17 protein-coding genes and 1 pseudogene are annotated in these 24,106 nt (G+C 68.3%); 3 read left to right on the forward strand and 15 right to left on the reverse strand.

Annotated elements, in window-relative coordinates; genetic code table 11:
* Positions 1-46: 46 nt before the first annotated feature.
* Both OG331_RS30745 and OG331_RS30750 read right to left on the reverse strand, forming a co-directional pair.
* Positions 47-847: a DUF6585 family protein gene (locus OG331_RS30745; protein WP_406202178.1), complete on the reverse strand. Its 801-nt coding sequence runs from the start codon at positions 845-847 to the stop codon at positions 47-49.
* A 398-nt stretch (positions 848-1,245) separates the two neighbouring features.
* Positions 1,246-2,337: pseudogene (locus OG331_RS30750) on the reverse strand (BTAD domain-containing putative transcriptional regulator); the annotation flags it as partial.
* A 211-nt stretch (positions 2,338-2,548) separates the two neighbouring features.
* Between OG331_RS30750 and OG331_RS30755 the strand changes: the two are divergent.
* The 3 genes from OG331_RS30755 (at position 2,549) to OG331_RS30765 (ending at position 8,354) form a co-directional block, all read left to right on the forward strand.
* Positions 2,549-5,137, forward strand: a complete 2,589-nt coding sequence (locus OG331_RS30755) for a helix-turn-helix domain-containing protein (protein WP_406202180.1) — start codon at positions 2,549-2,551, stop codon at positions 5,135-5,137.
* Positions 5,138-5,303: 166 nt separating this feature from the next.
* Entirely contained in the window at positions 5,304-6,071 is a 768-nt protein-coding gene (locus OG331_RS30760) for a PE-PPE domain-containing protein (protein WP_328881392.1), read from the forward strand.
* Positions 6,072-6,806: 735 nt separating this feature from the next.
* Positions 6,807-8,354 (forward strand): hypothetical protein, encoded by a 1,548-nt coding sequence (locus tag OG331_RS30765; protein WP_406202182.1) that lies wholly within the window; start codon positions 6,807-6,809, stop codon positions 8,352-8,354.
* Positions 8,355-8,423: 69 nt separating this feature from the next.
* Here OG331_RS30765 and OG331_RS30770 read toward each other — a convergent pair whose 3' ends face one another.
* The 13 genes from OG331_RS30770 to OG331_RS30830 all read right to left on the reverse strand — a co-directional run bounded on the left by OG331_RS30770 (position 8,424) and on the right by OG331_RS30830 (position 23,912).
* A complete protein-coding gene (locus OG331_RS30770; protein WP_365059341.1) occupies positions 8,424-8,621 on the reverse strand; it encodes a hypothetical protein in 198 nt (65 codons plus the stop codon).
* Positions 8,622-8,723: 102 nt separating this feature from the next.
* A complete protein-coding gene (locus OG331_RS30775) occupies positions 8,724-9,344 on the reverse strand; it encodes a hypothetical protein (RefSeq protein WP_406202184.1) in 621 nt (206 codons plus the stop codon).
* Between the two features lie 366 nt (positions 9,345-9,710).
* Positions 9,711-9,956, reverse strand: a complete 246-nt coding sequence (locus OG331_RS30780; RefSeq protein WP_365059160.1) for a hypothetical protein — start codon at positions 9,954-9,956, stop codon at positions 9,711-9,713.
* 230 nt (positions 9,957-10,186) lie between these two features.
* Positions 10,187-10,435, reverse strand: coding sequence for a hypothetical protein (locus tag OG331_RS30785; RefSeq protein ID WP_406202186.1), 249 nt, complete (start codon positions 10,433-10,435; stop codon positions 10,187-10,189).
* Positions 10,436-10,927: 492 nt separating this feature from the next.
* Complete coding sequence (locus OG331_RS30790; protein ID WP_406202188.1) at positions 10,928-12,277, reverse strand: DNA cytosine methyltransferase; 1,350 nt, start codon at positions 12,275-12,277, stop codon at positions 10,928-10,930.
* A 9-nt stretch (positions 12,278-12,286) separates the two neighbouring features.
* Positions 12,287-14,059 (reverse strand): DUF6339 family protein, encoded by a 1,773-nt coding sequence (locus OG331_RS30795; RefSeq protein WP_406202190.1) that lies wholly within the window; start codon positions 14,057-14,059, stop codon positions 12,287-12,289.
* Positions 14,059-14,955, reverse strand: coding sequence for a hypothetical protein (locus tag OG331_RS30800; protein ID WP_406202192.1), 897 nt, complete (start codon positions 14,953-14,955; stop codon positions 14,059-14,061). Before OG331_RS30800 ends, OG331_RS30795 begins: the two co-directional genes overlap by 1 nt.
* The gene (locus tag OG331_RS30805; protein WP_406202194.1) at positions 14,952-16,949 is read right to left on the reverse strand and encodes a hypothetical protein; all 1,998 of its coding nucleotides are present in this window, start codon (positions 16,947-16,949) and stop codon (positions 14,952-14,954) included. The genes OG331_RS30800 and OG331_RS30805 overlap by 4 nt, the downstream gene beginning before the upstream one ends.
* Positions 16,946-17,971 carry a PD-(D/E)XK motif protein gene (locus tag OG331_RS30810; protein WP_406202196.1) on the reverse strand — a complete coding sequence of 342 codons (1,026 nt, stop codon included), beginning with the start codon at positions 17,969-17,971 and terminating at the stop codon, positions 16,946-16,948. The genes OG331_RS30805 and OG331_RS30810 overlap by 4 nt, the downstream gene beginning before the upstream one ends.
* Positions 17,968-20,526, reverse strand: coding sequence for a Z1 domain-containing protein (locus OG331_RS30815; RefSeq protein ID WP_406202198.1), 2,559 nt, complete (start codon positions 20,524-20,526; stop codon positions 17,968-17,970). Before OG331_RS30815 ends, OG331_RS30810 begins: the two co-directional genes overlap by 4 nt.
* Positions 20,527-20,812: 286 nt before the next feature.
* Entirely contained in the window at positions 20,813-21,205 is a 393-nt protein-coding gene (locus OG331_RS30820) for a very short patch repair endonuclease (protein ID WP_406210386.1), read from the reverse strand.
* A gap of 181 nt (positions 21,206-21,386) precedes the next feature.
* Entirely contained in the window at positions 21,387-22,397 is a 1,011-nt protein-coding gene (locus OG331_RS30825; protein ID WP_406202200.1) for an SEC-C metal-binding domain-containing protein, read from the reverse strand.
* Between the two features lie 300 nt (positions 22,398-22,697).
* Positions 22,698-23,912 carry an IS110 family transposase gene (locus tag OG331_RS30830; protein ID WP_406209625.1) on the reverse strand — a complete coding sequence of 405 codons (1,215 nt, stop codon included), beginning with the start codon at positions 23,910-23,912 and terminating at the stop codon, positions 22,698-22,700.
* Between the last annotated feature and the right edge of the window lie 194 nt (positions 23,913-24,106).

The raw sequence follows: 24,106 nt of genomic DNA on the forward strand, positions 1-24,106 counted from the left end.
GGCCGGTTTCACGGGACAAACCATTTGTGTGCTCGGCGGGTTGTGCTCAGTTCCGCTTGTCGTCGTCCCGTCGGCGCGGCGCGGTCGCGGCGAGGTGTTCGGCGAGGGCCTGGAGGACGCAGAGGTTCGGGATCCCCGAGGCGACGGTTCCCCACACCTGCCACCGCCCGGCGGCGGCGCGCACCGCGAAGGACCCGTTGAGGACCTCGATCCGCCGGACCTGCTCCCAGCGCAGGGAGGCCCCCCGGGAGCCGACCGCCTCCCTGGTGAGCCACACGGGGCCGAAGGCGAGCCGCGCCCCCTCGGCCAGCGCGGCCAGGGCGCGCGGCAACTGGGCGTCGGTGACGGCCCGGCGGATCTCCGGCCCCCACACCTCCGGGTGGCCGAACTCGCCGCAGCGCAGCACGATCCGCTCACCGTCGACATCGACGAGCACGTAGGCACGGGCGAGGCCCTGCGGGGACAGCACCCGGCGCCGCCGCACCACCGTGCTGTCGTACCGCACGACATGAATCCGCCCGGCCCCGGCGACGGTCAGCCCGCGCTCGTACAGGTCCAGCCGCGCACGTGCCCTAGCCCCTGCCGGGCCGCCGCCCCCCAGCAGTCGACGCACGACCCCGACCGCGGCTCCCCGGCCCCCGGGTCCGGTGACCGGCGCCCCATAGGTGGCCTGCCGCCTGCCGAGCCGGGCCCGTCCGGCGGCTTCGGAGACCCTGGCCAGCAGCAACTGGTCGGCGCGGTCGGCGAAGCGGTCGCCCGGGCGGGTGGGGGAGGGGTTGCCCGGGCGAGTGAGGGAGTGGTCGCCCCCGCTGTCGTCGGAACGGTCCCGGTGACTCCCGTCGCTCACGCCGCACCTGCCTGACCACGGCGGGGAGCGGTGCCGTTACGGCGGGAAGCCCTGCCGTTCGGGCCGGGAGCCGGGCTCTCCGTGTCGCGGCCGGTGCTCAGCGGGCCTCGTCCCCCGCCGTCCGGGCCGGGAGGTCTGCCGTTCAGGCTCGGAGCTGCGCCATGCCGGCCATGATCCGTGCCGTGCTCGCCCCGGCCCTCGCCGCCCGAGCCGGGAGCCGCACCGTCCAGGCCGCGACTTGTGTCGTCCAGGCCGCGACCTGTGTCGGCCAGGCCTCGACGCCCGTCACCGGGGCTGGGAACTCTGCCGTCCCGTCGGGGAGTTCTGCCGTCCGGCCCCCGGCTCGTGCCGTCCGGCCCCCGGCCCCTGCCGTCCCGCCCCGGACCCCCACCATCCCGGCCCCGTCCCCCACCCTCCCCCCGCAGCACCGACCACCGCGCCCGGCACAGCAGTTCCCCCGGGGGTACCCCCAACTCGTCCGCGAGGCGGCGGCCGGTGCGGTTGAAGACGGACAGGGCCTCGGCGCGGCGGCCGTCGCGGTTCAGGGCGTGCATCAGCAGTGCGGCGACGGGTTCGTTGAGTGGCTGTTGGAGGGCCAGCTCGGACAGGTCGGCGGCCGCTTCGGCGACCCGGCCGAGCCTGAGCTGCCACTGCGCCTTGCGCTGCGCCAGGGCGACCCGGCGCTCGACGAGCCGCAGCCGCTCCAACTCCGCCAAGGGCCCGGGCAGTCCGGCCAACGGCTCACCACGGAACAGATCCAGCGCCCGCCCGCACAGCCGCACCGCCTCGGCCGGATCACCGGCCCGCTCGGCAGCCCCGGCCGCGGTGACGAGTTCCTCCATACAGGTCACGTCCACGTCGACCGCCCCGGGCGCCAGCCGATAGCCGTACCGGTCGGTCCTGATCACCGAGTCCTGGCACTCCCCGAGCCGCAGGCCCTTGCGCAGCCGGTACACGTAGACCGGTACGACGTTCCCGCCGGGCGACTCCATCCCCCATACGCCGTCCAGCAGTTCCTGCCGGCTGACCGACCGCCCCGGGCTCAACGCGAGTGCCGCCAGCACGGCCTGCTGCCGGACCGGCCCCACGTCCACGGGCTCCCCTGCGAACCGGGCCCGCAACGGACCGAGCAAGGAGACCCGGAGCCGTGTACCGGGCGCCGCCGGGCCGGGCCGTCCGTGGACCGTCGTCCCCCGCGCCGCCGCCCGCCTGCGCGGCCCCTGTCCCGGTACGACCAGCCCGCAGTCGAAGGCGTGCACGATGGCGGCGGTCCGGTCGCGCAGCCCCAACTTCACCAGGACACGGCCCAGTTGTGCGGCCACCTCATGCTCGGGCAGCGCGAGCGCGTCGGCGATCTCTGCGTCCTCCAGGCCGCAACCGAGCGCGTAGAGCAGCTCGCGCTCCTGTGAGGTGAGCGTGTGCGGGGTGAGGGCGTGCGCGGTGAGGGCGGTCGCGCTCGGGTGCCCCTGGGGTGCGGTCGTCGTCGGCATGGCGGTTCCCCGTTTCTCCGGACCGGGCAAGGCGCTCGCTGCAATCGCTGCACTCGCCGCACTTGATCCGGTCGATCCCGTCGGTCCTCTCGAAGGTGCCGTGGTGGAGGAAACGTGGACAGGACATTGAGGCGGTCATATGTGGCCGGTGGCCGCGCTAGAGTCCCTCACCTGCGAAAAGTCGACATCCCCGGGGGAAGGGTCGTGACTTGTGGCCGGTGAGTTAGACGGGTTCGAGGCGTTCGGCGAGGTGCTGCGGCGGTTGCGGGTCCGGGCGGGGCTGACCCAGGACGAGTTGGCGGAGAACTCCGGGGTGAGTGAGCGCACCATCCGCCGCCTGGAGACCGGCAACCGTACGAACCCGCGCATGACCACGGTGCAGGAACTGGCCAAGGCGCTGCCGCTACGGCCGGAGGAACTGGAGCAACTATTCCGCGCCGCCGTCCCCAGGAACCTGGACGGCGACCAACAGGGCCACCAACAGGGCGACCAACAGGGCTACCACCAGGGCGACCAGCAGGACGGGGCCAAGGAGGAGCCCGGCGCCAGTTCTACGGCCGACGCGGATGCCGACGCCAACCCCAACGCCGCCCCCAACCCCAACCCCGAGCCCCCTACCGGCCCCAACCCCGACCCCCCGTACGCCCCAGCGACCGAGCCCTCCCCGACACCCCCCGACCCCGCCGAGCAACTCGCCAAGCAGGTAGCCGCCCGCTGGCAACGCGAGGAAGAACAGCGCCAGGTCCAGGACCCGTTCCCGCTCCCCGTCCGCTGGCGGACGGCGTCCGAGGCCGTCACCGACCACTGGGCCAACATCCTCCGGCTCCCGGCGAGAGCCACGGCCGACCCCCTCGACCTGGACGGCCAACTGGACGAGATCAGCGACACCTACCGGCGCATCCCGTCCGGACGCCTCGTCGTCCTGGGCAGGTCCGGCTCGGGCAAGACGATCCTGGCCCTGCGCTTCGTCCTCGACCACCTGAAGTCGCGCACCTCCGCGGAACCCGTCCCGGTGATCTTCAGTGTCGGCGCCTGGAACCCCACCACCCTCACCCTGCGCGACTGGCTGACCGCCCAGCTGACGCGCGATCACCCGGGTTACGCCGCACGGGGTTCCGGCCGGGAGAGCCTGGCCTCGGCGCTGGTCGAGTCCGGCCGCATCCTCCCCGTACTGGACGGCTTCGACGAGATGGCCGACGGTCTGCGCCGCCCCGCACTCGAAGCCCTGAACGCCACCACCCTCCCCCTGCTGCTCACCAGCCGCCCCGCCGAATACGCCGCCGCCGTCGCGGAAACCGACGTACTGACCGCCGCCGCCGCGATCGAACTCACCGACCTCACCCTCGACGACCTGGCCGACTACCTGCCCCGCACCACCCGCAAGACCGACCGCGCGGACCCCTCCGCGAACGCCTGGAAACCGGTACTGACCGAACTGGCCAAGCGGCCGCACCAGCAGCGGAACCAGCCCCACCAGCAGCCGCACCAGCCGCACCAGCCGCATCAGCCACAGGAAAGTGACCCCACCTCCCCGCTCGCCAAGGTCCTGGCCACCCCCCTGATGGTCGCGCTCGCCCGCACCATCTACAGCGACACCCCCGACCACGACCCCGCCTCACTCCTCGACACCGAACGCTTCGGCACCGCGGAGGAGTTGGAGGACCACCTCCTCGACAACTTCATCCCCACCGTCTACCGCCACCGACTCCACCGGAGCCCGACCGGCAAGCCGCCCCCGGACTTCGACGCGGAACGCGCCCGGCACTGGCTCGGCTACCTCGCCCACCACCTGACCCGGCTGGAAACCCCCGACCTCGCCTGGTGGCGACTCGGCAACGGACTGAGCCGCTCCACCCGCACTCTCGTCACCGCGCTCGTGACCGGCCTGGCGATCGGCCTCGTCGACGGGGCCGCCGGTCTCGCCATCGGAGGCGTGCTCCTGGGCGCCATTTTCGACGCGTCGGTCGTCGGGCTCCTCGCCGGCCTCATGTTCGGGCTCGTGCACTGGCTAACGTACTCGGTCAAGGGCAAGCACGTAGCGCCGTCCGCCGTACGCCTACAGATCCGCGGCAGACCGGAGTCCACCGCATGGAGGGCCGGCCCCCGACTGCTGATCGGCACACTGGGCGGAGGGTTCTTCGGATTCGCCTACGGCTTCGTGGCGGGCGTGGTCAAGGCGTACAGCTGGCAAGCCGCACTCCCGACCTGCCTGCGCATCGGGCTCGTCGACGGACTCGTCTTCGGCGTCGTGTTCAGTGCCGGGGCCGGCCTGACCTTCTGCCTCCTCGGCGTCCTCGAAAGCCCCCTCGACCTCGACTCCGTCGTCAGCCCACGCAGCCTCCTCAACACCAACCGTGCCACGGTGACCACCCAACTGCTCGTCTGGGCACCCACGTTCGGGGCAGTGGTCGGTTTCGGCAGCGGTGTGGTGGTCGACCTCCTGCAGGGGCCCCTGGGCCCGCTCGTCTGGTCCTCCGACGCCGGCCTCGTGCTCGGCATCATCAGCGGCCTCGGCGGCGCCTTCGGATACGCCCTCACCCTGACCGCCTGGGGCCAGTGGCTGGTCCTCACCCGGATCTGGCTGCCGTTGACCGGACGCCTGCCCTGGTCCGTGATCACGTTCCTGGAGGACGCCTATCAGCGCGGCGTGCTGCGTCAGGCAGGCGCGGTCTACCAGTTCCGGCACGCCCGCCTGCAGCATCACCTGGCCCGACGCCATCGGGATCGCCCTCGCCACCGCGATCGGCGTCGCCAACGCCGTCGCTCCGGCTTTCACGACGATTTCATCGCCTCTCCCTAGCGTCTCGCGACACAGCACCAGCCAGCCAGTACGTGCCATGACAGCCAACGCCATGACAGCCAACGCCATCGGAGTCAGGTCACCGGAGTCACGTCGCCGGAGTCAGGCCACCTGAGTCACGGCATCGGAGTCACGTCATCGGCACCACGGACACAGGGGGACACCCATGCCCAAAGCGAACCGACTCATCCGCCGCGCCAGGACCGTCGCCATCGCGGCGGCGATGACGGCCGCCGCCGCCCTCACACCCACCGTCGCGCAGGCCGACGAGGCACCCGACCACTACTACATCGAGCTCGGCGGCACCGGCTCCGCGCAGCCCGCGCCCGCCTGCACCGGGACGTTCTACTACGCCAACCAGCACCTGGAGGAGGGCGCCGAGGTCGTCCCCGTCTGCTACCCGGCCAGCGCCGGCCCCTGGCTCAACGGCCAGAACGCCCCGGACATCACCGCGCCGAGCTACGACAACAGCGTCGCGCAGGGCTACGGCAACCTCCTGGCCGCCGCCGAGGAGACCCACCGCAAGAACCCGACCGCGCGCCTCACCATCGTCGGCTACTCCCAGGGCGCACAGGCCGCGGACGCCGTACTGGAGACGATCGCGAACGGCGGCACCGCCATCCCGCGCGAGCTGGTCGACGGCAAGCTGTACGCCGACCCGAAGCAGCCCGGCACCGGCATGTGGGCCAAGGTCCCCAAGGGCCTGGGCGCCCTCGGCTTCACCTCCACGGGCCCCGGCCCCGACGAGTTCCAGGGCGTCCCGGTCGCCCGCTTCTGCATCCGCGGCGACCTGGCGTGCGACGCCACGACCCCCGTGGCCGCCCTCGACTTCTTCCTCACGGACAAGCACAGGCGCTACGCCCTGGACGGCAACGTCATGGCGCAGACCATCGCCAAGCAGGGCCTCAACGGGGTGTTCTGGTACGAGTCCTGACCTCGCGGATGTGGAGGCGCCCGAGGTGAAGGGCGCCGAGCCGGGGCGGCGGTCGGGGAGTGGGAGCGGAGGTGGGGTTGGGGCTGCGCTCGGCCGGTGACGGTGGTTGAGGCGGCCCCCTGCGGGTGAGCCGGGGGGAGGGGGGCGAGGAGCCGGATGCCGAGGCGCCGGATGCCGAGGCGCCGGTGGACGAGGTGCCGGACGTCGACGTACCGGATGCCGATGAGTCGGCGCCGCCGCCGGTCGGGCCGAAGCCCGGGGGTGAAGCCCCGGCCGATCCGGCACCGGCGGATCCGATTCCGCCTCACCCGATACCGCCCCACCCCGCCCCGAGCGCTCCCGAACCCCCGGAGACCCCCACCTCTCCGGAGCCGACCGACCCCGCGCCGACCCCGCGTCGGCCCGCCCCTATCGACCCGTCACCTGCCCCGGCTCCCGCCCCCCAGCCGTCTCCGGAGAACCCGCAGCCGTCCCCGGAGAACCCCCGGAACCCCGGCGACGACTGCGGGAACTGACCGGCAATCGGCTGTGACTCACGTCACCGCCACGCCCGGGAAAGAAAGCGGGTGCTACCCCCGCGGCCCTGGCATGCTCATGCGTGACTACTGGGGGGTAACCACCGTCTGCGCACAGCGCAGCAACGGCCGTACAGACACGCCTGGATGATCGGCGTGCCCGCTCCCCATGCGTCACCTCCTGAAGCGCACCCCCATACCCCGCTCCCGAGGAACACGCGTGCACAGACCCAAGCTCAAGCGGCATGCCTTACTGACGGCTGCCACCCTCGCGGCCGTGCTCATCACGGGCTGCTCGACCAACTCCCCGACCACGACCGACCAGGCGGCCAGGGCGGCGGCCGAGACCCCCGACCCCGCCGCGGCCCAGGAACAACTCGCCGTCGTATCGGCCCCTTCCGGTACGGCCACTCCCACCGCCGTCGCCGACGGAGGTGAGGGAGGCACGGCGAAGAAGTCGTCCCTCAAGGTCGCCTCGTACGACCGGAAGACCGGACGGGCCGTCATCTCGTCGCCGCCCGCGCCGAAGCCGCCCGCCGCCCCGTCGACCGACCCGACGGCCGGCCCATCGACCGGTACCAGTCCCTCACCCCCCGCGCCCACCGCGCCCGCGAAGCCCTCGACCAGTTCCTCCGCCTCTGCCTCCGCCTCCGCCGCCGCCCAACCCTCCGTATCCGTAGGCGACTTCATTGCCAGCGCCCCGGCCCCCGGCGCCCCGGACGGCGTGCTGGCCGAGGTCACGCAGGTCGTAGGTGCCACGGGGGACGGCGATACGACGGTCGACACGGAACCGGCGAAGCTCAACTCCGTGCTCGGCGAGAGCAAGGCCAAGGGCACGGTCCCGGTGGACCCGTCGGCGATGGAGGTCGAGCCTCTCCTGAAGGGGGTGAAGGTCTCCTGGGCGAAGACAGGCGACCTGCACTTCGGCCCCGAGGGCGCGAAACTCCCGTTGGGCAGCCTCCGTATCGACGTGGGTGCGGCGGTCGCCACGGCCGAGGGCGCCCCGGCGTCGGCGGCGGCGTCCGTGGAGGGCTTCGTCCAGCTCGCGCCCGAGGTCGCGTTCTCGTACGACGGTTCCGGCGACGGCACGGGTGCCTCGCCCGGCGGTGCCTTCCTGGGCCTGTCGGGTGACTGGGCCTCGAAGTGGTCCCTGAAGGGCCGCGCTGCCGGCTCGACGAACGGGCAGCCGATCCGCATCCCCTTCGCCGAGCTCCACTCCGACCCGGTGATCCAGGTCGGTCCGATCCCCGTGGTCGTCAACCTGGACCTCACCTGCTACATCCAGGTGAACGCGGACGGCCGAGTCACGGTCGACGTCGAACAGGACATCAAGGGCGACTTCCGCGTCGGCGGCACCTTCTCCTGGGCCAAGGGCTGGACCCCGGTCAGCGAGTCCGAGATGACGGGCGAGCCCCTCAAGGCCACGGTCACCGCGGCCGGCGACGTCAAGGCCGCGCTCGGCGCCGAGGCCACCGTCGGCCTCTACGGCACCGTGGGCGTCACCGCCGACCTGGCCCCGTACGTCCGTGCCCACGCCGAGGCATCGGCAGAGGGCTCCTCCGACGGCACGGGTTCGGCAGCCGGCTCCTACGCCCTGTACGGCGGCGTGGACCTCACCGGCTCCCTCCAGCTGCAACTGACCATATTCGGCACGCCCATCTTCCAGAAGAAGATCCCGCTGGGGGCCCTGAACCGTGAGTGGCTCCTGACGGAGGGCAAGGGAGAGGCGACGACAACCGGCCCGCCGTCGACAAGAGCGACCGGCTGACATCGCGCGGGCCGCGCCGACCGTCACCCACGTCGGCGCGGCCCGCGCTCGCCTCGCGGCCGTAAGGCGTCAGTCGTCCGAGCCGGAGTTCGAGCCGGACCTCGACCCACTTCCGGAACGCCCCAACACCCGCACCACCTCGCCCAGTCCCAGGGTCACGGCGGCCACCCCACGCACCCAGCGAGGGCCGCCCCGAGACGCCCACACGACACACACGCACCCCGCGACGGCGAGCAGGAGAACGCCGACCAAGACGAGCACGATCATGCTCATCCCCCTTCTTCCTCTGTGGTCCGCGCAATCCTCCCAGCCGATGCTGGGCCCCGGCCGGGCGGCCCAGGTGCTGCGGTGCTGCGGTGCTTGGGTGCGTCAGGACTGCTGAGGCGCCTGAGGCGCCTGAGGCATCCTGGGCGTACGCCAGTACTGCCGCCGCTTCTCGTCCCGTACGACCACGCCGAGCCGCAGCAGCTCCCCACGCAGCTCCCGGGCGTCCTCGGCACCCTCGTCCTTCTCCCGAGCCGCCGCCCGAGCTCTGAGCAGCGCGTCCGCCCCGACGGGCAGCCCGGGCATCCCTGGAACCCACCGCCGGAACTCCTCCCGGTGCGGATCCTCATCGGCCCACCGGTAGCCGTGCTCGACGAAGGCATCGGCGACCCGCTGCCAGGACAGCCCGCACTCCTCCCGAGCGATCTCCATACCGTCCGCCCCGAGCAGCACGAGCTGCTTACCGTCCCGCACCACCAGGGCGATCTCATCCCGCCCGAACTCCTGCGAAGAGTCCCTGACAATGAGGACGACACGACCGGCGCAGACCCTCACCGCCAACGACTCATGCACGGCGATGAACCCCACCACCAGCCCCACCAGGCCCCCCACCCCAACGCCACCAACGCTGAGCCACGGCTCCGGAACTGACGTCAGCAGCTCGGCCGGCCCCTGCAACGGCGCCCAGGCCAACGTCACGAGCCACTTCGCCAGAAGGGTGACCAACCACCCGACACCGGCCCCGCACACAACACAGAACAGCGTCAGAAACCAGACCGACTCGGCGATCTCGACGGCATCCCGCTCAGCTCCGCCAACCGACGGACGCCCCTTCTTCGAAAGATCCCCCGTACCCCTCATACCCCCACACCACCGCTTCCGCTGTCCCCGACGAAGCCCCACCCCGGCCACCGGACGGTGGCCAGTGCCGTATGGACCCTCGCCGAGTCTGAAGGCAAGCCACAGCCCCTGCCGTCGGCCGATGGTCTACGGCACCTGCAACTTTGGTACCCAAACAGTTCTCGGCGCCCAGGCATGAAGCCCAGGCGCCGAGACCCATATCAGCGAGCTACGTAACACAACTCCTGTTGATCAGTGGTGTCCGCAGCTGGAGCCGATGTGGTTGTCGTTCTGCCCGCCTGGATCGCCCTCGCCGTTGAGCAGATTGCCCGCCAGGCCGTTGGCGATTCCGATGTTGTTGAGGAGGGCGATGTTCTGGTCGTGAGACCGGCAACCGTGACCGTCGTAGGCAGGCTGAGCGGAGGCGGTGCCGGTGGCTATGAGGCTGAGGGTCCCGACCATCGCGGCCGCAACAGCGGCCTTCTGAAGCTTGCGCATGTCTCCTCCTTGGGTCGATTGGAGCGCACACCTAAAGATCCATATTGCGCTCAATTCGGAGGCTAATCCGATATGCGCCGGGGCGCTCATTGGGGCTGCCATACGGGGGCATGAGACCCAATCAGCTGGCCGCAGCCTGCCGGGGGCTGACACTTGCTCAGGGCGACGAACGGCTCTGTCCATCCCACCCGGGCCCTTCCGGCTCGTCCCGCCCCGCGAGCCGCCGCCGGCTACCGGCCACTCCAGAAGGCCGAAGCCTTACGGATCAGCTCCTTCGCCGCGTCGCCATAGCTCGCTGCATTGCGCAGGGCACCGAACGCCTTGTCGTGGAGGGCGAGTTCGTCCGGATCGGTGATGTCCACCCCGGTGGAGACGAGTTCATAGTGGGCGCGGTCATCGCCATGCAGGTTGAAGCCGGGGATGGGGGCCACGCTCACCTCGGCGGCGCAGCGCCGCATCATGCGGTTGCGTCTGGGCATCTGGGGTTGCATGACATCGGCGACGAAGCCCAGCTCTGTGTATGTGAGTTGGTGTCCAAATTCGTCGCACATCTCGGCGTCGGGACCCGACCACCCTCATGGTCACCATGAACGGAACTCGTCTGCAGAAAGAGGTCCACGCCCCCTGTACGCGTGCCCTCCCTGTCCTCGTCGACGCTGCTTCCGACTCTGGCTGTGGAAGCGGCATGGTACTGATTGATGCTTTCGCCGACCGCTGGGAGTCTCCTACTCCATCCCGACCGAAAGGTGATTTGGTGTGAGCTGGCAACGAGCCTCGCAGCGCCGAACGGTCACGTGGGCGGCCCCGGCGTTACGAGGCTGAAGCCGCCGTTGACCCTTTCCAGGGCTGCAAGGCCGCCTCGTGATTCGGGCCCGTCGTGGACGGACGCGATGATGGTCGAAGAGGTGGTGATCGACGTGATCGACAGTGAGGTGGCTCAAGCTCGACGAAATGCGAGCGCGCGGTTGTGGTCAGCCGCGCAAGTAGGCGTGGACTGCTGAGGCAATGGCCGTCCCCAACGGGATGGGTACGGCATTGCCGATCTGGCGTGCGATGTCGGTCTTCGATCCGCACCAGCGGAAGCCGAGCGGGAAGCCCTGGATGCGGGCAGCTTCGTAGTGGGTGATGGGGCGAGCGTCGGTGGGGTGGAGGTAACGGCCCTTCTCCGGCTTGAAGAACTCGGTGCGGATGGTCACCGAAGGCTCACCCAATCGAAGCCGGCCCATGACGTCGCCAGTACCGGTGTTGTGGTTGTCCCAACTCTCGGTCGAGAGGTATTTGACCGGCGTCCTCACCCCTGCCGGGTTCGAGGTGTCAAAGATTCGAATTTCGCCGTCCCGGTCCAGCGTGTACCACTTGCCACTCAGGTCTTTACGGTTGCCGCCCTTGGGAATTGCTCGGTAGCGAGCCCTCGAGAGTGTCTCCGGATTGCGGCCGAAGTGGAGGTCGGTGGTCGTGAAAATTCCGGGAAGGACGGCATCCACGTCAAGGACGTATTCCTTCCCGTCCGGAAGTTCAGTGCCTCGGAGTTCGAGTAGCTCCGATTCATCGAAAACACCGTCGACCGCCTGCCAGTACGACGGCTCCAAGTCGACGCCGTCGAGCGGCTGAGCCGGGATGCTGGTGCTGCGTTTTGGGCGTCGGACGTGTGTGGTCGAGGGATACGTCATCGTGCGACCGGTGTCGACATCTTTGCGGACACCAATCACGATCGCCCGTCGACGTGCTTGGACTGCGCCGTAGTCGGCAGCATTCAAAAGGTAGCGCCGATGCTTTTGCTCATCTGTATCGGCCGGTTCATGGCCGGGCGGATCGACGAGCCGATATTCCGAAAGTCGGCCGCCCTCTTTTACTTCGCTGAGTAGATTGTGGAACTCGTCCGACTTGAGGAATCGGTCGACATTCTCGATGACGAAAACCTTGGGGCGAATTCTGCCGACAATGCGAACGTATTCCTCCCACAGTCGGTTTCGTTCGACGCCCTTTTTGTGGCGATTCAGGGCTGAGAAGCCTTGGCAGGGAGGCCCTCCGACCACCACTTCCGCGTGGAGGGCCTCCTCTGTCGGCTTCCAGTCCTCGATGTCTTCGAGGTGGACACGCGCACCCGGGAGCCCGCTGTCCGAGCTGCTGCCGAAGTTGACTCCGTACGTGGCCGCTGCAGCGCGATCGTGTTCAACTGCTGCGACGCTGCGGAACACGGGTCCGTCATCCTCCGCCACCTTCGGGCGAAACTCATGGAACCCCTGAGTGAAGCCACCGCATCCACTGAAAAGATCAAGGACGGTGATGGGCTCGGGGGCGACGAGACGGGGCGTGCTCATGGTGGGATCTTAGCCGCGCAGGGCGGCCGAGATGGAGCGGCCGACGGCAGCCGCCAGGGGCGGTGGCATCGCGTGACCGATCTGACGGTACCTGGACGTCTTGCCACCGGAGAACCGCCATTCCTGAGGGAACGCCTGGATCAACGCGGCCTGCTCGACCGTCAGCTTGGGTTGGCCGTCCGCCGGGAAGTCGGCTCCTGGAGGCTCGTCACCAAGGCTGTTGCCGTTCACGCCGAGCGTGGCCCACGCCTTCTTGGTGCCGGTGGGACCGAGATCGGCGCCTCCCCGGCGGTCGGACCCGCCTACGAGGGCGGGTGCGATGCGGTCGGCGCCCTTGATCCAGCGCTCGGCGCCGGGCCACCCGTGTGCGGACATGGAAGCTCCAAGGACCCGGCCGACGGACGGCGGCGGCATCTCATTCGGTTCAGGCCAGGAGAATCGTGAGAAGTAGGGCTCTTGCAGTGCGACCAGGAAGCCGCTGCTGCGGTTTTGTGGAACGCCGAAGTCCGCGGCATTGAGGACTCGCCAACTCCAGTGGTAGTCGACATTCCTGAGCTCGGTTTCAATCCATGCGCGGTCGGACGCGAAGGCTGGGCTCTCGACCAGATCGGGAACGTTCTCCAGGAGCACGGCTTTTGGTCTGATGGCGCGTACCAGCGCCATCGCTGCTCGGAGTACGCCGCGTTCCTCCAGGTCCTCCGCTCGCCCGACACTGGCAGGAGACTTCACACGCGGGAGCCCCCCGCTGACCAAGTCGACACCCATGGTTTCAGGGCGCTCGCTGGGACGGAACTGCGCGACGTCGATGCAAATCACGTCCCACTCGGGCCGATTCAGATCGATCGTGAAACAGGCATCGGCCTTGCTGTCGATGAGTAGGACGGGGTCGAATCCGGCTTGCTCCAGTCCCAGCGCCTGCGCTCCGGCCCCGGCGCAGATCTCGACCGAGCGGAATCGACGTGGCTCAGCTGTCTCAGCCGGAGTCGTGCTGGGCGTCGTGAGCTCCTCCTCAAGCGGCGCAGACGTGGACGCTGCGCGCTGGGCGTTGACGGATTCCTCGGCAACCGCGCGCAATTCCTGGTCCAGGGCGTGCTCCTCGATCCCGTCAAAGAGCACGAAGGGTGCAAGCCGCAACAGCCGCTTGAGGAAGTCACGCAACGTCTCGCGTTCATTCAGACCGGTCAGATCGAGGTCTTTCCAAACGCGGAGGATGGCTCGGACCATGTGCGGACTTCCGCCGAGCGCTGCCCGGCGGGCGTAGATCTGGTCGAAGGCGGCCTCACCGAGAATGCTGAGGGCGCCGTACGGCTCCGGGGCGTCGGAGGAACGCACGAGTTGGGCCCGCCACCACAGCCGGCCGAAGACGTGCCGAGTGAGGTCCGTGCCCAAGACACGGTCTTTGGGCGGCTGGGGATAACGCCAGAAGGCGACATCGGGCAGTAGGACCAGTGCCAGAAAGGCCCAGACGTCCCGGGAGGCGGCCTCGGCCGGCACCATGCCCGTCTCGGCGTGCAACAGAGCGGCGAGCCGAAGGTCGAAGTCGGCATTGCGGACGCGATCGGAGTCGTCGGGGAAACCGGCCTGTTTGGCGAGGTCGACGACTCCCGAGCGTAGTTCTTGAAGCCGAGCCGAGGAGATTCGGTCGCCACCAGTGGCTACATACACCGCGGAGTCGTGGGACGTGGCCACTCGACTCGTCAGTTCCTCGATTGCGAGGTGCCGGTACTCGTCGAACAGCGGCTTTGCCTGTGCGGCCAGCAAGCGGGGGTAGAGGAAGCTCATCAGGACACCTCGAAGATCTTGACCGCCGCCTGCAGATCCGAGGCGAACAGCGCTGGGGACTGCCGTTGGCGCAGACGAATGTCGGTGATCGACTGCCCTGGGAACAGTTGGTCGAACAGGCTCAGCATGGTGGCGCCCAACGAGCCCTCGGGGAAGTCGGAGTCCTCAGCGAAATCGTCGTTGCGCAGCGCGTGTTCGACCATGATCCGGGCAGCGTCTGCATACACGGCTGAGAGCACGATCCGATCCACAGGGCGAGGCTTGCCCGCGTTCTCGAACGCGGTGGCGGTGACCGTGTTCCGCTCGTTGACGAGCAGGAGCAGGGAGCCCATCGTCGCGCTCTCCAGGCTTCCACTGATCTGCAGGTGCCAGGCGGCGTGGTCGGGGAAGGAGGTCAGCGCAAAGTCGATCACGGCCATGGGGAACTGCGGTGCGTCGCCCTGGAGACGCAGAAAAGTCCGGTCGCTCCACAATACGGAGCCCGCTCGCCGGGGGGACGAGGGGCGGGCATCGCTCCTGCGCTCGGCCAGCACAAGCACGGTGTCGAGCATGAGCAGCCCGCCCAGATCGGCGCCCCGTAGCCGCACCTCGAGCTCCACGCTGCTCGTGCCGCCCTCGGTCAGGCGCAGACGCTGAGCCGGTCCACTGAGGTTGGATCCGGTGGCCGTCCACACAGCTGCGAGTACGAGCGCTGCCTCGGCCGGCAGACCGCATTGTGCTCGTGCTCGGTCCAGGTCGACACGCACGGTCCTGCGGAGGTGCAGGTCCATCTGGTAGTCCCAGTCCGGCAGGGCTTCAGGCAGGTCGATCTCACCGTCCGGGGTCACCAGCAGCCATGCCGCGGTGGTGACTACGTCCTCGGAAGGGATGCGATAGGGAAGAACACGCCGAGTCACGAGGTTCTTACCGCCTCGACCTTGATGCCGATCTCGGTCATGGTGTCCGGCGCCGGTCTGACAAGAGCCCGCCAGACGGATTCACTGCCCTCGACGACGCATGGCTCGGCCGGATACACGCGTCCGGTTTCGTCCTCCCATCCGATGAGCACAGGCATACTTGCCCCAATGGGCGGATCCGTCTCACGCCCGCCGGTCCCGGGAAGAGTGACGGCCAGATCGATTCGAATCTGCTGTGGTCCGGGCACAGGCAGTCGAAACTCCTGGACCAGTACGGAAGCTTCGCCGCGATCGTCGTAGTAGGGCTCGCCGACGTACTGCACCCGTGGACGTCGGCGCGGCGCACCCGCTACGCCGGTCCCTGGTAGATCGATGGACGACTCGATGTCGGAGTCGAGTCCAACCGGCGCGGTCGTTCCGCCGGCGGTGGGCCGATCCGTAGTGGAAGGCGCCGGTGTGAGGAGGGAACGGCTGGGTACCGGACGAGGTGCTGTTTCCTCTGTGCTGTCCGACTTCGAGGCTCGTGCGACGGTACTGCCGGGCTTGGAATAGGCTGTGGCCCCACCGATTCCCCACGCCCCACCGACCAGCCCTGAAAACAGTGAACTGGCCGCGCCGAGCGCGATGTTACTGGTTCCGGTGCGGGCGCCACCGCCCAGGGAGAGCAGACTGTCGAGAGCCTCGTGGATGCGCCGGAACGTCGTATGAACGAAGGTGCTCTCGGGCCTCACGAGCGACTGCGGATGCCAAGCGTCGTGTGTCGGCGGTTCGGCCTTCGCATAGATCTCGTCCATTGCTTCGTCGGCGCGGAAGACTCCGGCGTATCCCTGATTGACACTGGGGGGCTTGGGCCCGGGGTGGTACGTGACCACGAGCTCTGCCGGCCGCATCAGGCACACGTGATGAACGACGTCCTCGATGTCGAGCATGCGTGAGGCCCGCGTCGGCTCCAACGGCGGCATGATGCGCTTCACGAGCCCGAGGCGCCCGAGATACTGCTTGGGTTTCCTGCAGTGCAGGACTTTGCCGTCCGGGCCGACCATTGACTCGTACGCGGCGACGAACATGTTGAGGGGGCGCGTTTCCCGGGGGTCCGGCACGGCGTGTTCGACGCCGTCACAGCTCACGGCGAAGTTCATGGCGGGCGGCCCGCCACCGATGGAAATCATCTTCGGCCACAGGTGCCAAGTGATGGTCTCCGCCAGGTAGTCGGCTGCCGCATGCGTCGGGAGTTCATCCAGGTTCGGATCGATGACCAAGACCGTCGTCCCTGTCTCGTCGGGTTCGAAGGGGCTGAGGCCCAGACGTTGGGCCGTGGCTTCTGCCTCCCGCCCGACCAGGGGCTCGACGACCTCCCCCGACGTGTCTCCCCACCAGTGCCGACCGGTGTAGCGACGGTCTCCTCCGGGTTCACCGGCCACGTAGCTCTTCCAGAGAGTGCAGCCGATCAGTCGGGTCTCGTGGCCTCCCTCCGCGGTGCGGCACCGAGAGTGCACAAGGACGGTTCCGGACTTGGACAACAGGTAGAAGATGCCTTTGCCGAAGCCGTAGGTGCCACCACCGAGGGCGGTGTCGCGCGGTTCACCGATGTTGCGGATGAAGGAGACGAAGTCTCGGTCGGAGCCCACTGCGTCGTCTGCGCGAGTGGGGCCTCCGAGGCCTCGCGTACCACGATCGGAGACGGCCAGGACTTGGACCGCACCGTGCCTCAGGGTGTCGCGCAACGGAAAGATCTCTGCGCTCGCGGGTGCGTGGTTGAGCAGGAGCTCTCGCCACGCGCCGGTATGAGCCGGCCCGACCGTCCACACGTCGATGCGGTATTCCACAGGAGAGGAGGACCGTGTGATACGGGCATCCCAGCTGTTCTGAGCAGACTCGCGCACCAGAATGGTAAGCAGGTCGAGTTCCGGACGTCCCAGCTGGTTGCGGATTCCTTCGGCGGCGCTCGCGCCCTCCGGAGGATAGGGCTGGGAGAACCAGCGCGGCTCCGTCATGCAGACTCCTGGATCAGGCTCTCGATCAGTTGGGACACCTCGTCGGACGGCAGAGGGGCGGGGGCCTCACCGGACAGGTCGATGGTGTACTCGACGTCCAGTACTGAGATGGGTACACCGGCCGCGACGAGTGCCCGGCCCGTCAGTCCTGGAAAGCCGGGACCGACCTCGTACCACCGCTCCTCGCTGATCAGGAAGCGCACGTCCTGGTAGCGGTCGGAGTCCGAAGAGCGATAGCCGACGGCGCCGAGCAGATCGAGCACTGCTCCTTCGTCGTCGCAGAGCCGAAGTGTTTGTTCGATCAAGTCCAGGAACGCGATGCCTGCCTCGTTCCCGGCTGTGCGTCGCAGGCGGAACCAGGACAGACAGAGGGTTCCGCCCTCCGGTGCCGCAAGCTGGTCCAGTCCGTGGATTCGTGCTCTTCGCCCCGCACTGGCGGTGGTGGTTTTCACTTCGACAGCGGTGGCTCCGGCCGCGAAGTCATGGCAATGCCCTTCGGGGCCGCGCCAAAGTCGATGCGCACTCGGGTCTTCCTGAAGAAGCCGATTGAGTACCAGCAATTCGCCGAACAGACCCGCAAGTTGATCGGGACCAAGCAGTGTCCCTTCTGTCTGGAAAAGGGCCTTCCATCGGTCCAGAACGCGATAAAGGGCCCTGGTCGGGTTGCCGGGCAGCTCATTGACCGCGCCCAGCACGTCGACGCACAGCTCCGTGAACAGATCGCTGAGGTCGTTGCGCAGGCAGACGAGGTCGGCATAGGCCTGGTAGGTCTCCTCGTCCTCCAGAGCCCGCCTGACCAGGCGGAGTACGGGTCCGTCCAGGCCGGGGCGAACCTTGCGGTGGGCGTGGATCGGCACCAGGACATGGCGGTGTCCGCTGTGGTCGACGGCCACGGCCAGCGCCCCGCTCTCACCGGCTCCTGGCAACTGCGAGACTCTCAGCCTTCGTTCACCAGTGGTCTGTTCGGCCTCGAGGGCGGTCCAACGATCCTCTATGAGCTTGCGAAGGGCCTCCTCGTTCATGCGTCCTCACTGTCGAGGAGGCTGTAGTCCTCGTCCTCTATGCGTACGTTGGAGAGGTCGGCGGAGATGTAGTTCTCCACGGTGCTGTCCGAGTCCCACGGTTCGGGGAATACGAGGCCGACGCCGATCACGTGGTCGTCGGCGTTCAGAGGCGCACGCAGTTTCTTCGACGGGCTCGGCTCCGACACCTTGTCGATCGGGTACACCACCAGCAGGCCCGTGTCCGGAAGCTTGTCACGGCGCATGTCCTTGATGCCCTTCTCGGTCAGCTTCCCGGTGTCGCCGTCCAAATCGACGGCGGCGTCGCGACGGCTCATGAGCGTCTTGATGTCTGCGAAGTCCGGGTCCGCACCGGCGATGGCGAGACGGGCACGCGCATTGAGCCCCACGGCCACGTTGTGGGCGAAGGTGAAATCCTCGCCCTTGCCACGGGGATTGCCGACGATGGCGATGTTCCACCGCATCAGTGAGCCGGCCGTTGCGACTCGTTTCCGGATGTAGCCGGCGATCAGATCGGCGTCGTTCTCCGGGGACTTCTCGTGGAACTTGTAGGACTCCAGGAAGGTGATCACCACGTCGTGCGGCACGTCACGGAAGACGTAGCGGCCTTCTCCTGCGCGGTCTTCCACCCTCACAGCGTTCGCAACCGAGGAAGTCACCAGGGTGCGTGCGGCATTGATGTTCCCGCGCAGCCAGTGGGCGTTGGTGTGGAAGTAGCGGGTTTGGACCCGCTTGCCGCCGTAGGACGCAGCTGCTCTGACGGCACCGCGCATCTTGGCGGCCGCGGTCACCCGCAGCGCAGGGTGCGTGCGCAGGCGCACGGCGAAGGTGAGAGGTGTCTCGTCCTCGGTCATGTAGATGTCGATGTCGCGACGCATCTCGGTCTCGACGGTGGCCAGATGCCGGAACCACTCGGCCAACTCGTCGGTCATCCAGATCCGGGGCAGATCGGCGTAGCCGCCCCGGAAGCCGAACCACCGGCCCATCTGCAGGAGTGTGTCGTAGGCGGAGACGGCGCGGACGAAGTAGCTGACAGAAAGGCCTTCGAGAGTCAGGCCCCGCGAGAGGGTGTTGCCACCCACGGCTATTGCCACGACCGGGCCGTTCTCGTAGTCGAGGCGGTCCTCGCTGCTGGAGTTGTCCATGATGATGCGGCAGTTGCCGAGAACGTGCGGTAGCTCGGGCACCAGATGATCGAACGGCACTCTTGCCTCACCGAAGTCCTCAGCTGGGACACGATCGGTTTCCCCTTCCCACAGGCCACGCAGGCGCGAGAGGAACTTGGGGTCTGCCAAAGAGCGTGCCGACCGGTCGCGCAGGTGTTTCAGCGGCCTTCCGAAACTGTTGTGCACGGACGTGTTGACACTCGTGTGAATCAGCATCGTGCTGTGTGGGTTGCCGGTGCCGCGTACGCGTCTCGCGGCGGCGACCAGCCAGAAATACTCAATTGCCCTGCGAAGGGTGTCGGTGATGACGGGTTCGAAGCCTTCTACGTCGGCTCTCGTCCCAGGGCGCACGAGCGGTATGTCTTCAACGGGGACGGACCTGATCATGTCGTAACCGTCGTCGACCTGCTCAGGGTCCTCGCCGTCCAGCGCGTAGCGCCCGAAGAGGACCTCGGTGCCGAAGTGCCCTTGTGGCTTGGGCAGATTGACTACGAAATGCTCGGGGTACAGGTCTTTGGCGCTCGGGTCGATCAGCAGGTTCGCAAACGGCGAGGCCGTGTACCCGACATACGCGCATCTCGGCAGGGTGCCCATGATGTCGAGGATCAGCGGGTTGATCGAATTCGTTGCCACCGTGGCCTGGTCGGCCTCGTCGTCGATGACCAGTGCGGGGCAGTCCTCGAGGTAGTCGGACGCCTTCTCGAGCCATCGGGCCAGTTTGCGAAGCACCGCCGCGTTCTTCTTCACCACGCACAGCACGCGTGTCTTGTTGCTCTTTCCGAAGTAGGAGGCCGGATTCTCCTGCGGTGTGAAGTCCTTTTCGAGCCCGGTCAGTTGTGACCACATCGAGGGTTTCGGCTCAACGAGTTGCTGCACCAGGCGCGCCTGGGTCTGGCGGCGCAGACCGTTGTGGATGCCTGCGAGGACGATGAACAACTTGTACCCGCGGTCGGCGGCCTTGGCCATGACCGAGGTGAAGTTGGTCGTCTTGCCGGACTGTACATAGCCGACCACGAGGCCCCGGGTGGAGAATGATTTTTCCTTCGGATGGTTCAGAAGTGAGACGACGCGAGTGGAGGAGTCGTCGAGACTGTTGATCGCGGGATCCTGGGGCCAGCCGTCCTGGCGAAGGAGATCGACGACGGCCGGCCAACACTTGTCCTTCGGTTGCGGGCCCGTGTACCAGGTGTCGCGGTTGTCCATGACCACCGCGTGCGGTTCGTCCATCTCCTTGATGCGTATGGTCTGCTGCTCGTGCCGCTCCCGAATCCGCTCGACGATTTCCGGGCTGACGCCGAGCTGCTCCAAGCGCTTGACGCCCTCCGAAGGAGGAAACATGTCCAAGAGCGCCTTGAACGTTTCATACATACCGTCGAATTCGTCGGTCATGAGAGTCGACCGTTCCCCGTTCCTGCTCGCTGAGGCCAGCCGACCCGCAGCGCCTGCCCGAATCCGTGGATTGCTCCGTGAACGGCACAGGCACCTGGGCGAGCGCTGGCACCCCCTGCCCTTTGAGGCCTACACACTATTAGGTGAGCTGAGCGCCAACACAGGAAACCAGAGCAACGATCGTGCGTCATGCCGAAGAGGTTGCGGGGCTTGCGTCGCAGCACTCGCTCCAGCCGCTATGGTGCAGGTGCCCGAGGTGACTCGAACCGGAGACGGTGCCTCGATCTCAGGGTTGTCCGGGAGGGGGACGCCGCGCTGCGACAGCGTCTGCGATCTGGCGTGCGACATCGACGGCGGACTCGTGCTCCCAGAACCGCAGGACGGTCCAGCCGGCAGCACGTAGATGATCAGTCGTCTCACGATCACGAGACATGTTCCTGTCCAGCTTGGCGCGCCACCATTCCGCGTTCGCCCTGGGTTGGGTCGCGTGCTGGGGGCATCCGTGCCAGAAACAACCGTCCATGAAGATTGCGATCTTGACCTTGCCGAAGACGATGTCGATCGTGCGGCGAGGCGCACCGGGGACGGGCACGTTCACCCGATAGCGCAGGCCTGCCGCGTGCAGGAGCCGCCGGACCGCGACCTCGGGTGCCGTGTCGCGCGAGACCTGTCGGCTCATGCGAGCGGAGACGGAGGGGGAGGACGGGACGGCATCTGGCACATGAGTATTCTGCCGGCGTGTGGGGCGTCGGCCGAGGCTTATGCACTTCCTTAGCCTCAAGCGGCTTGCCGTGTGTTGGTCGTCCAGCCTCACTTGTAAACGGCGAGTGCTCGGGCAGCAAGATGGGGCCGTGGCACGACTAAGCCCCGTGGCACTCCCCATAACCCCGCCCCGACCCACACCAGCACCCAGCCCCCCGCTGCGGCGGCCAAGCCACCGCCCGCCCCCGCGCCGCCAGCGTCGTCGCGTACTGCGGAAGCAGGGTCGTGTCCTCCGGGGACGAGAGCTCCGAGGCGGCGAAGGCTTCGTAGGACGGGAGCGTGCCCGTCACGATGCCCAGGTTCGGGGTGCCGGAGGAGGAGAGTTCCCTCAGGGAGCCCTCTATCGTCGCCAGGTGCTCCTCGTGGGAGGGGTACTCGGCCGACAGCGAGGGGTACGCCGACACCAACTCCGTCAGCTCGTCCGCCGTCCAGTGCAGTACCGCCACCGGGAACGGGCGGGACAACGCCTCCCGGTACGCGCCCAGCTCCGCCCGCAGCCGCGAGATCTCCGCCTCCAGCTCCGCCGGGTTGTCCGAGCCCAGGGACCAGACGCGCTTCGGGTCGTGGAGTTCGTCCAGGGAGATCGGCATCGAGTGGAGGGTGTCCGCGAAGGTGTCCCACTCGTCGTGGGCCACGCCCAGCATGCGGCGTACGCGGTGGCGGCCGAAGAGGAGGGGATGGGCGGAGTACGGGGGCTCCGCCACGTCCGTCAGGAGGAGCTGTACGCCCTCCGTGAAGGCCTCCTGCGCCTGTTCCAACTCGTCGTGGGACTCCAGGGCCTCGGCGACGATCACCCACGCTGCCGGGTCCCGGGGGGAGGACGAGCGGACGCCCTCGATGATCGCGCGGGCCTCTGCCTCGTGGCCGTACTCCCACAGGTTCGATGCCTTCAGGGCTCGTACCAGATGGGGGTTGTCCAAGGGCGTCGACGACGACAGCAGGCGGTCGTAGAGCGCGGTCGCGGCGGGGCGGTCGCCGGACAGTTCCAGGTGGGCCGCGGCCTGGAGGAGCAGGGCCTCGGCGTCCTCGGGGTAGAGGCCGGCGGTTCGCTCCAGGCGTGCCGCCTCGGCGGTGTGGTCGACGTTTTCGGCAGGCGTGTCGGGGCGCATGGGGGACACCGTACTGCCCGTGGATGGCCGAGCGGAGGGGAGAGGGGGAAGAGGGGGCAGATATTGCCTGGTCCAGGCTGTTCCCGGGCGCCGGGCGCTGGGGGGGTGCCCCTATCTGTTTCGTCAACCCTGGCGGGGTTGACTTGTAGGGGTTCGTGATGGTTTTCGGGAACGTTCCGCGAAGCGGGACGTTCCCGGTGAATCGGGTGCGGTGCGGGCAGCCTGGTGGCCGCCTGGCAGGGGTGGACGTGCCGGTGGCGGGGTGGAGCGGGCTGGAACAGGTAGGGGGTGGTGCGGGTGTCAGGCGGCGAGACCTAGGGTGCGGGGTTCGTAGAGGGTGCCGGTGCGGATCATCGCGTGGATGACGTTCACGCGTTGCCTGGCCAGTCGCAGGATCGCCTGTGTATGGGTCTTGTTGCGGGCGCGTTGGCGGTCGTAGTAGATCCGCGAGGACGGATCGGACTTGCAGCCGATCGCGGCGAACGCGGCCTGGAACAAGGCGCGTTTGAGGAGCCGGTTGCCGCGGTGGGGTGCGTGCTCGCCGCGGATGGAGGTGCCCGAGGACTTGGTGGCGGGGGCGAGTCCGGCGTAGGAGGCGAGGTGTCCGGCGGTGGGGAAGCCGGTGCCGTCACCGATCGCGACGATCACGGCAGCGGTGGTCCTGACGCCCATGCCGGGCAGCGACGTCAGGAGGTGGAAAAGAGGGAGGGCCTCCAGCAGGGCGGCGATCTCCCGCTCGGTGGCCTGCCGCCGGCTGTGGGCGGCGGCGAGCTGGGCGGCCAGGCCGGGCACGATCAGCGCGGACGTCTCGGTGCCCGGGACGATCAGGGTCTGCTCGGCCAGTGCCTCGAAGATCTCCTCGGTCAGGTGCTTGGCCTTGCGCGAGCCATGCGCGGTGAGTAGGGCCTGGCAGCGGGCCCGGCCCAGCTTCCTGATCTTCGCGGGGGAGCCGTGCCGGGTCAGGAGGGCCTGGACATATGGGTAGGCCAGGCGCTTGCCCAGGACGCGTTCCAGGGAGGGGTGGATCTGGGAGATCAGGCCGCGCAGCCGGTTGGTGGTGCGGTTGACCTCGCCGGCCAGGTCGTTGTCGTAGCCGGTGAGCATGGTCAGCGCGGCCAGCGTCTCGTCGTCGCGGTCGATCGCGCGCAGGGTGTGCGGCAGGGTGCGGGCGGTGTCGGCGATGACGAACGCGTCGCGGGCATCGGTCTTGGCCTCGCCGGGATACAGGTCGGCAGCCCGCCGCATCGAGAGTCCGGGCAGGTAGGCCACCCGGCAGCCCGCCGCGCGGGCCGCGGTGATCGGCAGGGCACCGATATTGGCGACCTGGTCGACCACGACCAGAACGGTGCCGAACTTCGCCACCAACTTGGTGAACAGCTCGATCAGCTTCGGCTCGGTATTCGGCAGCCGCTTGTCGTGGACGGTCTTGCCCTGCTCGGTCAGACCATGGGCGTGGTGGAACTCCTTGCCCAGGTCCAGACCGAGGAACAGACGTATATCGACGGTGTCGACCATGCTCACGTGCCCCCAGATCCTTCTACGCGTACTCGATGTGCAGTTCCTGGCCGTCCCTGCGGCACCACACGCCGGCAACCACGTTACGCAGACATGCCACCCGGCAAGCGGCCCGGCGTTGCACCGGACCCGGGCGGTCGTCAGGCCCCTCATCAGCGGTCAAGCGGTGCCCCGAAGCCCGGCGGCAACACCCC

This window comes from Streptomyces sp. NBC_01017 (genome assembly GCF_045162795.1).
Taxonomy (GTDB): Bacteria; Actinomycetota; Actinomycetes; order Streptomycetales; family Streptomycetaceae; genus Streptomyces; species Streptomyces machairae.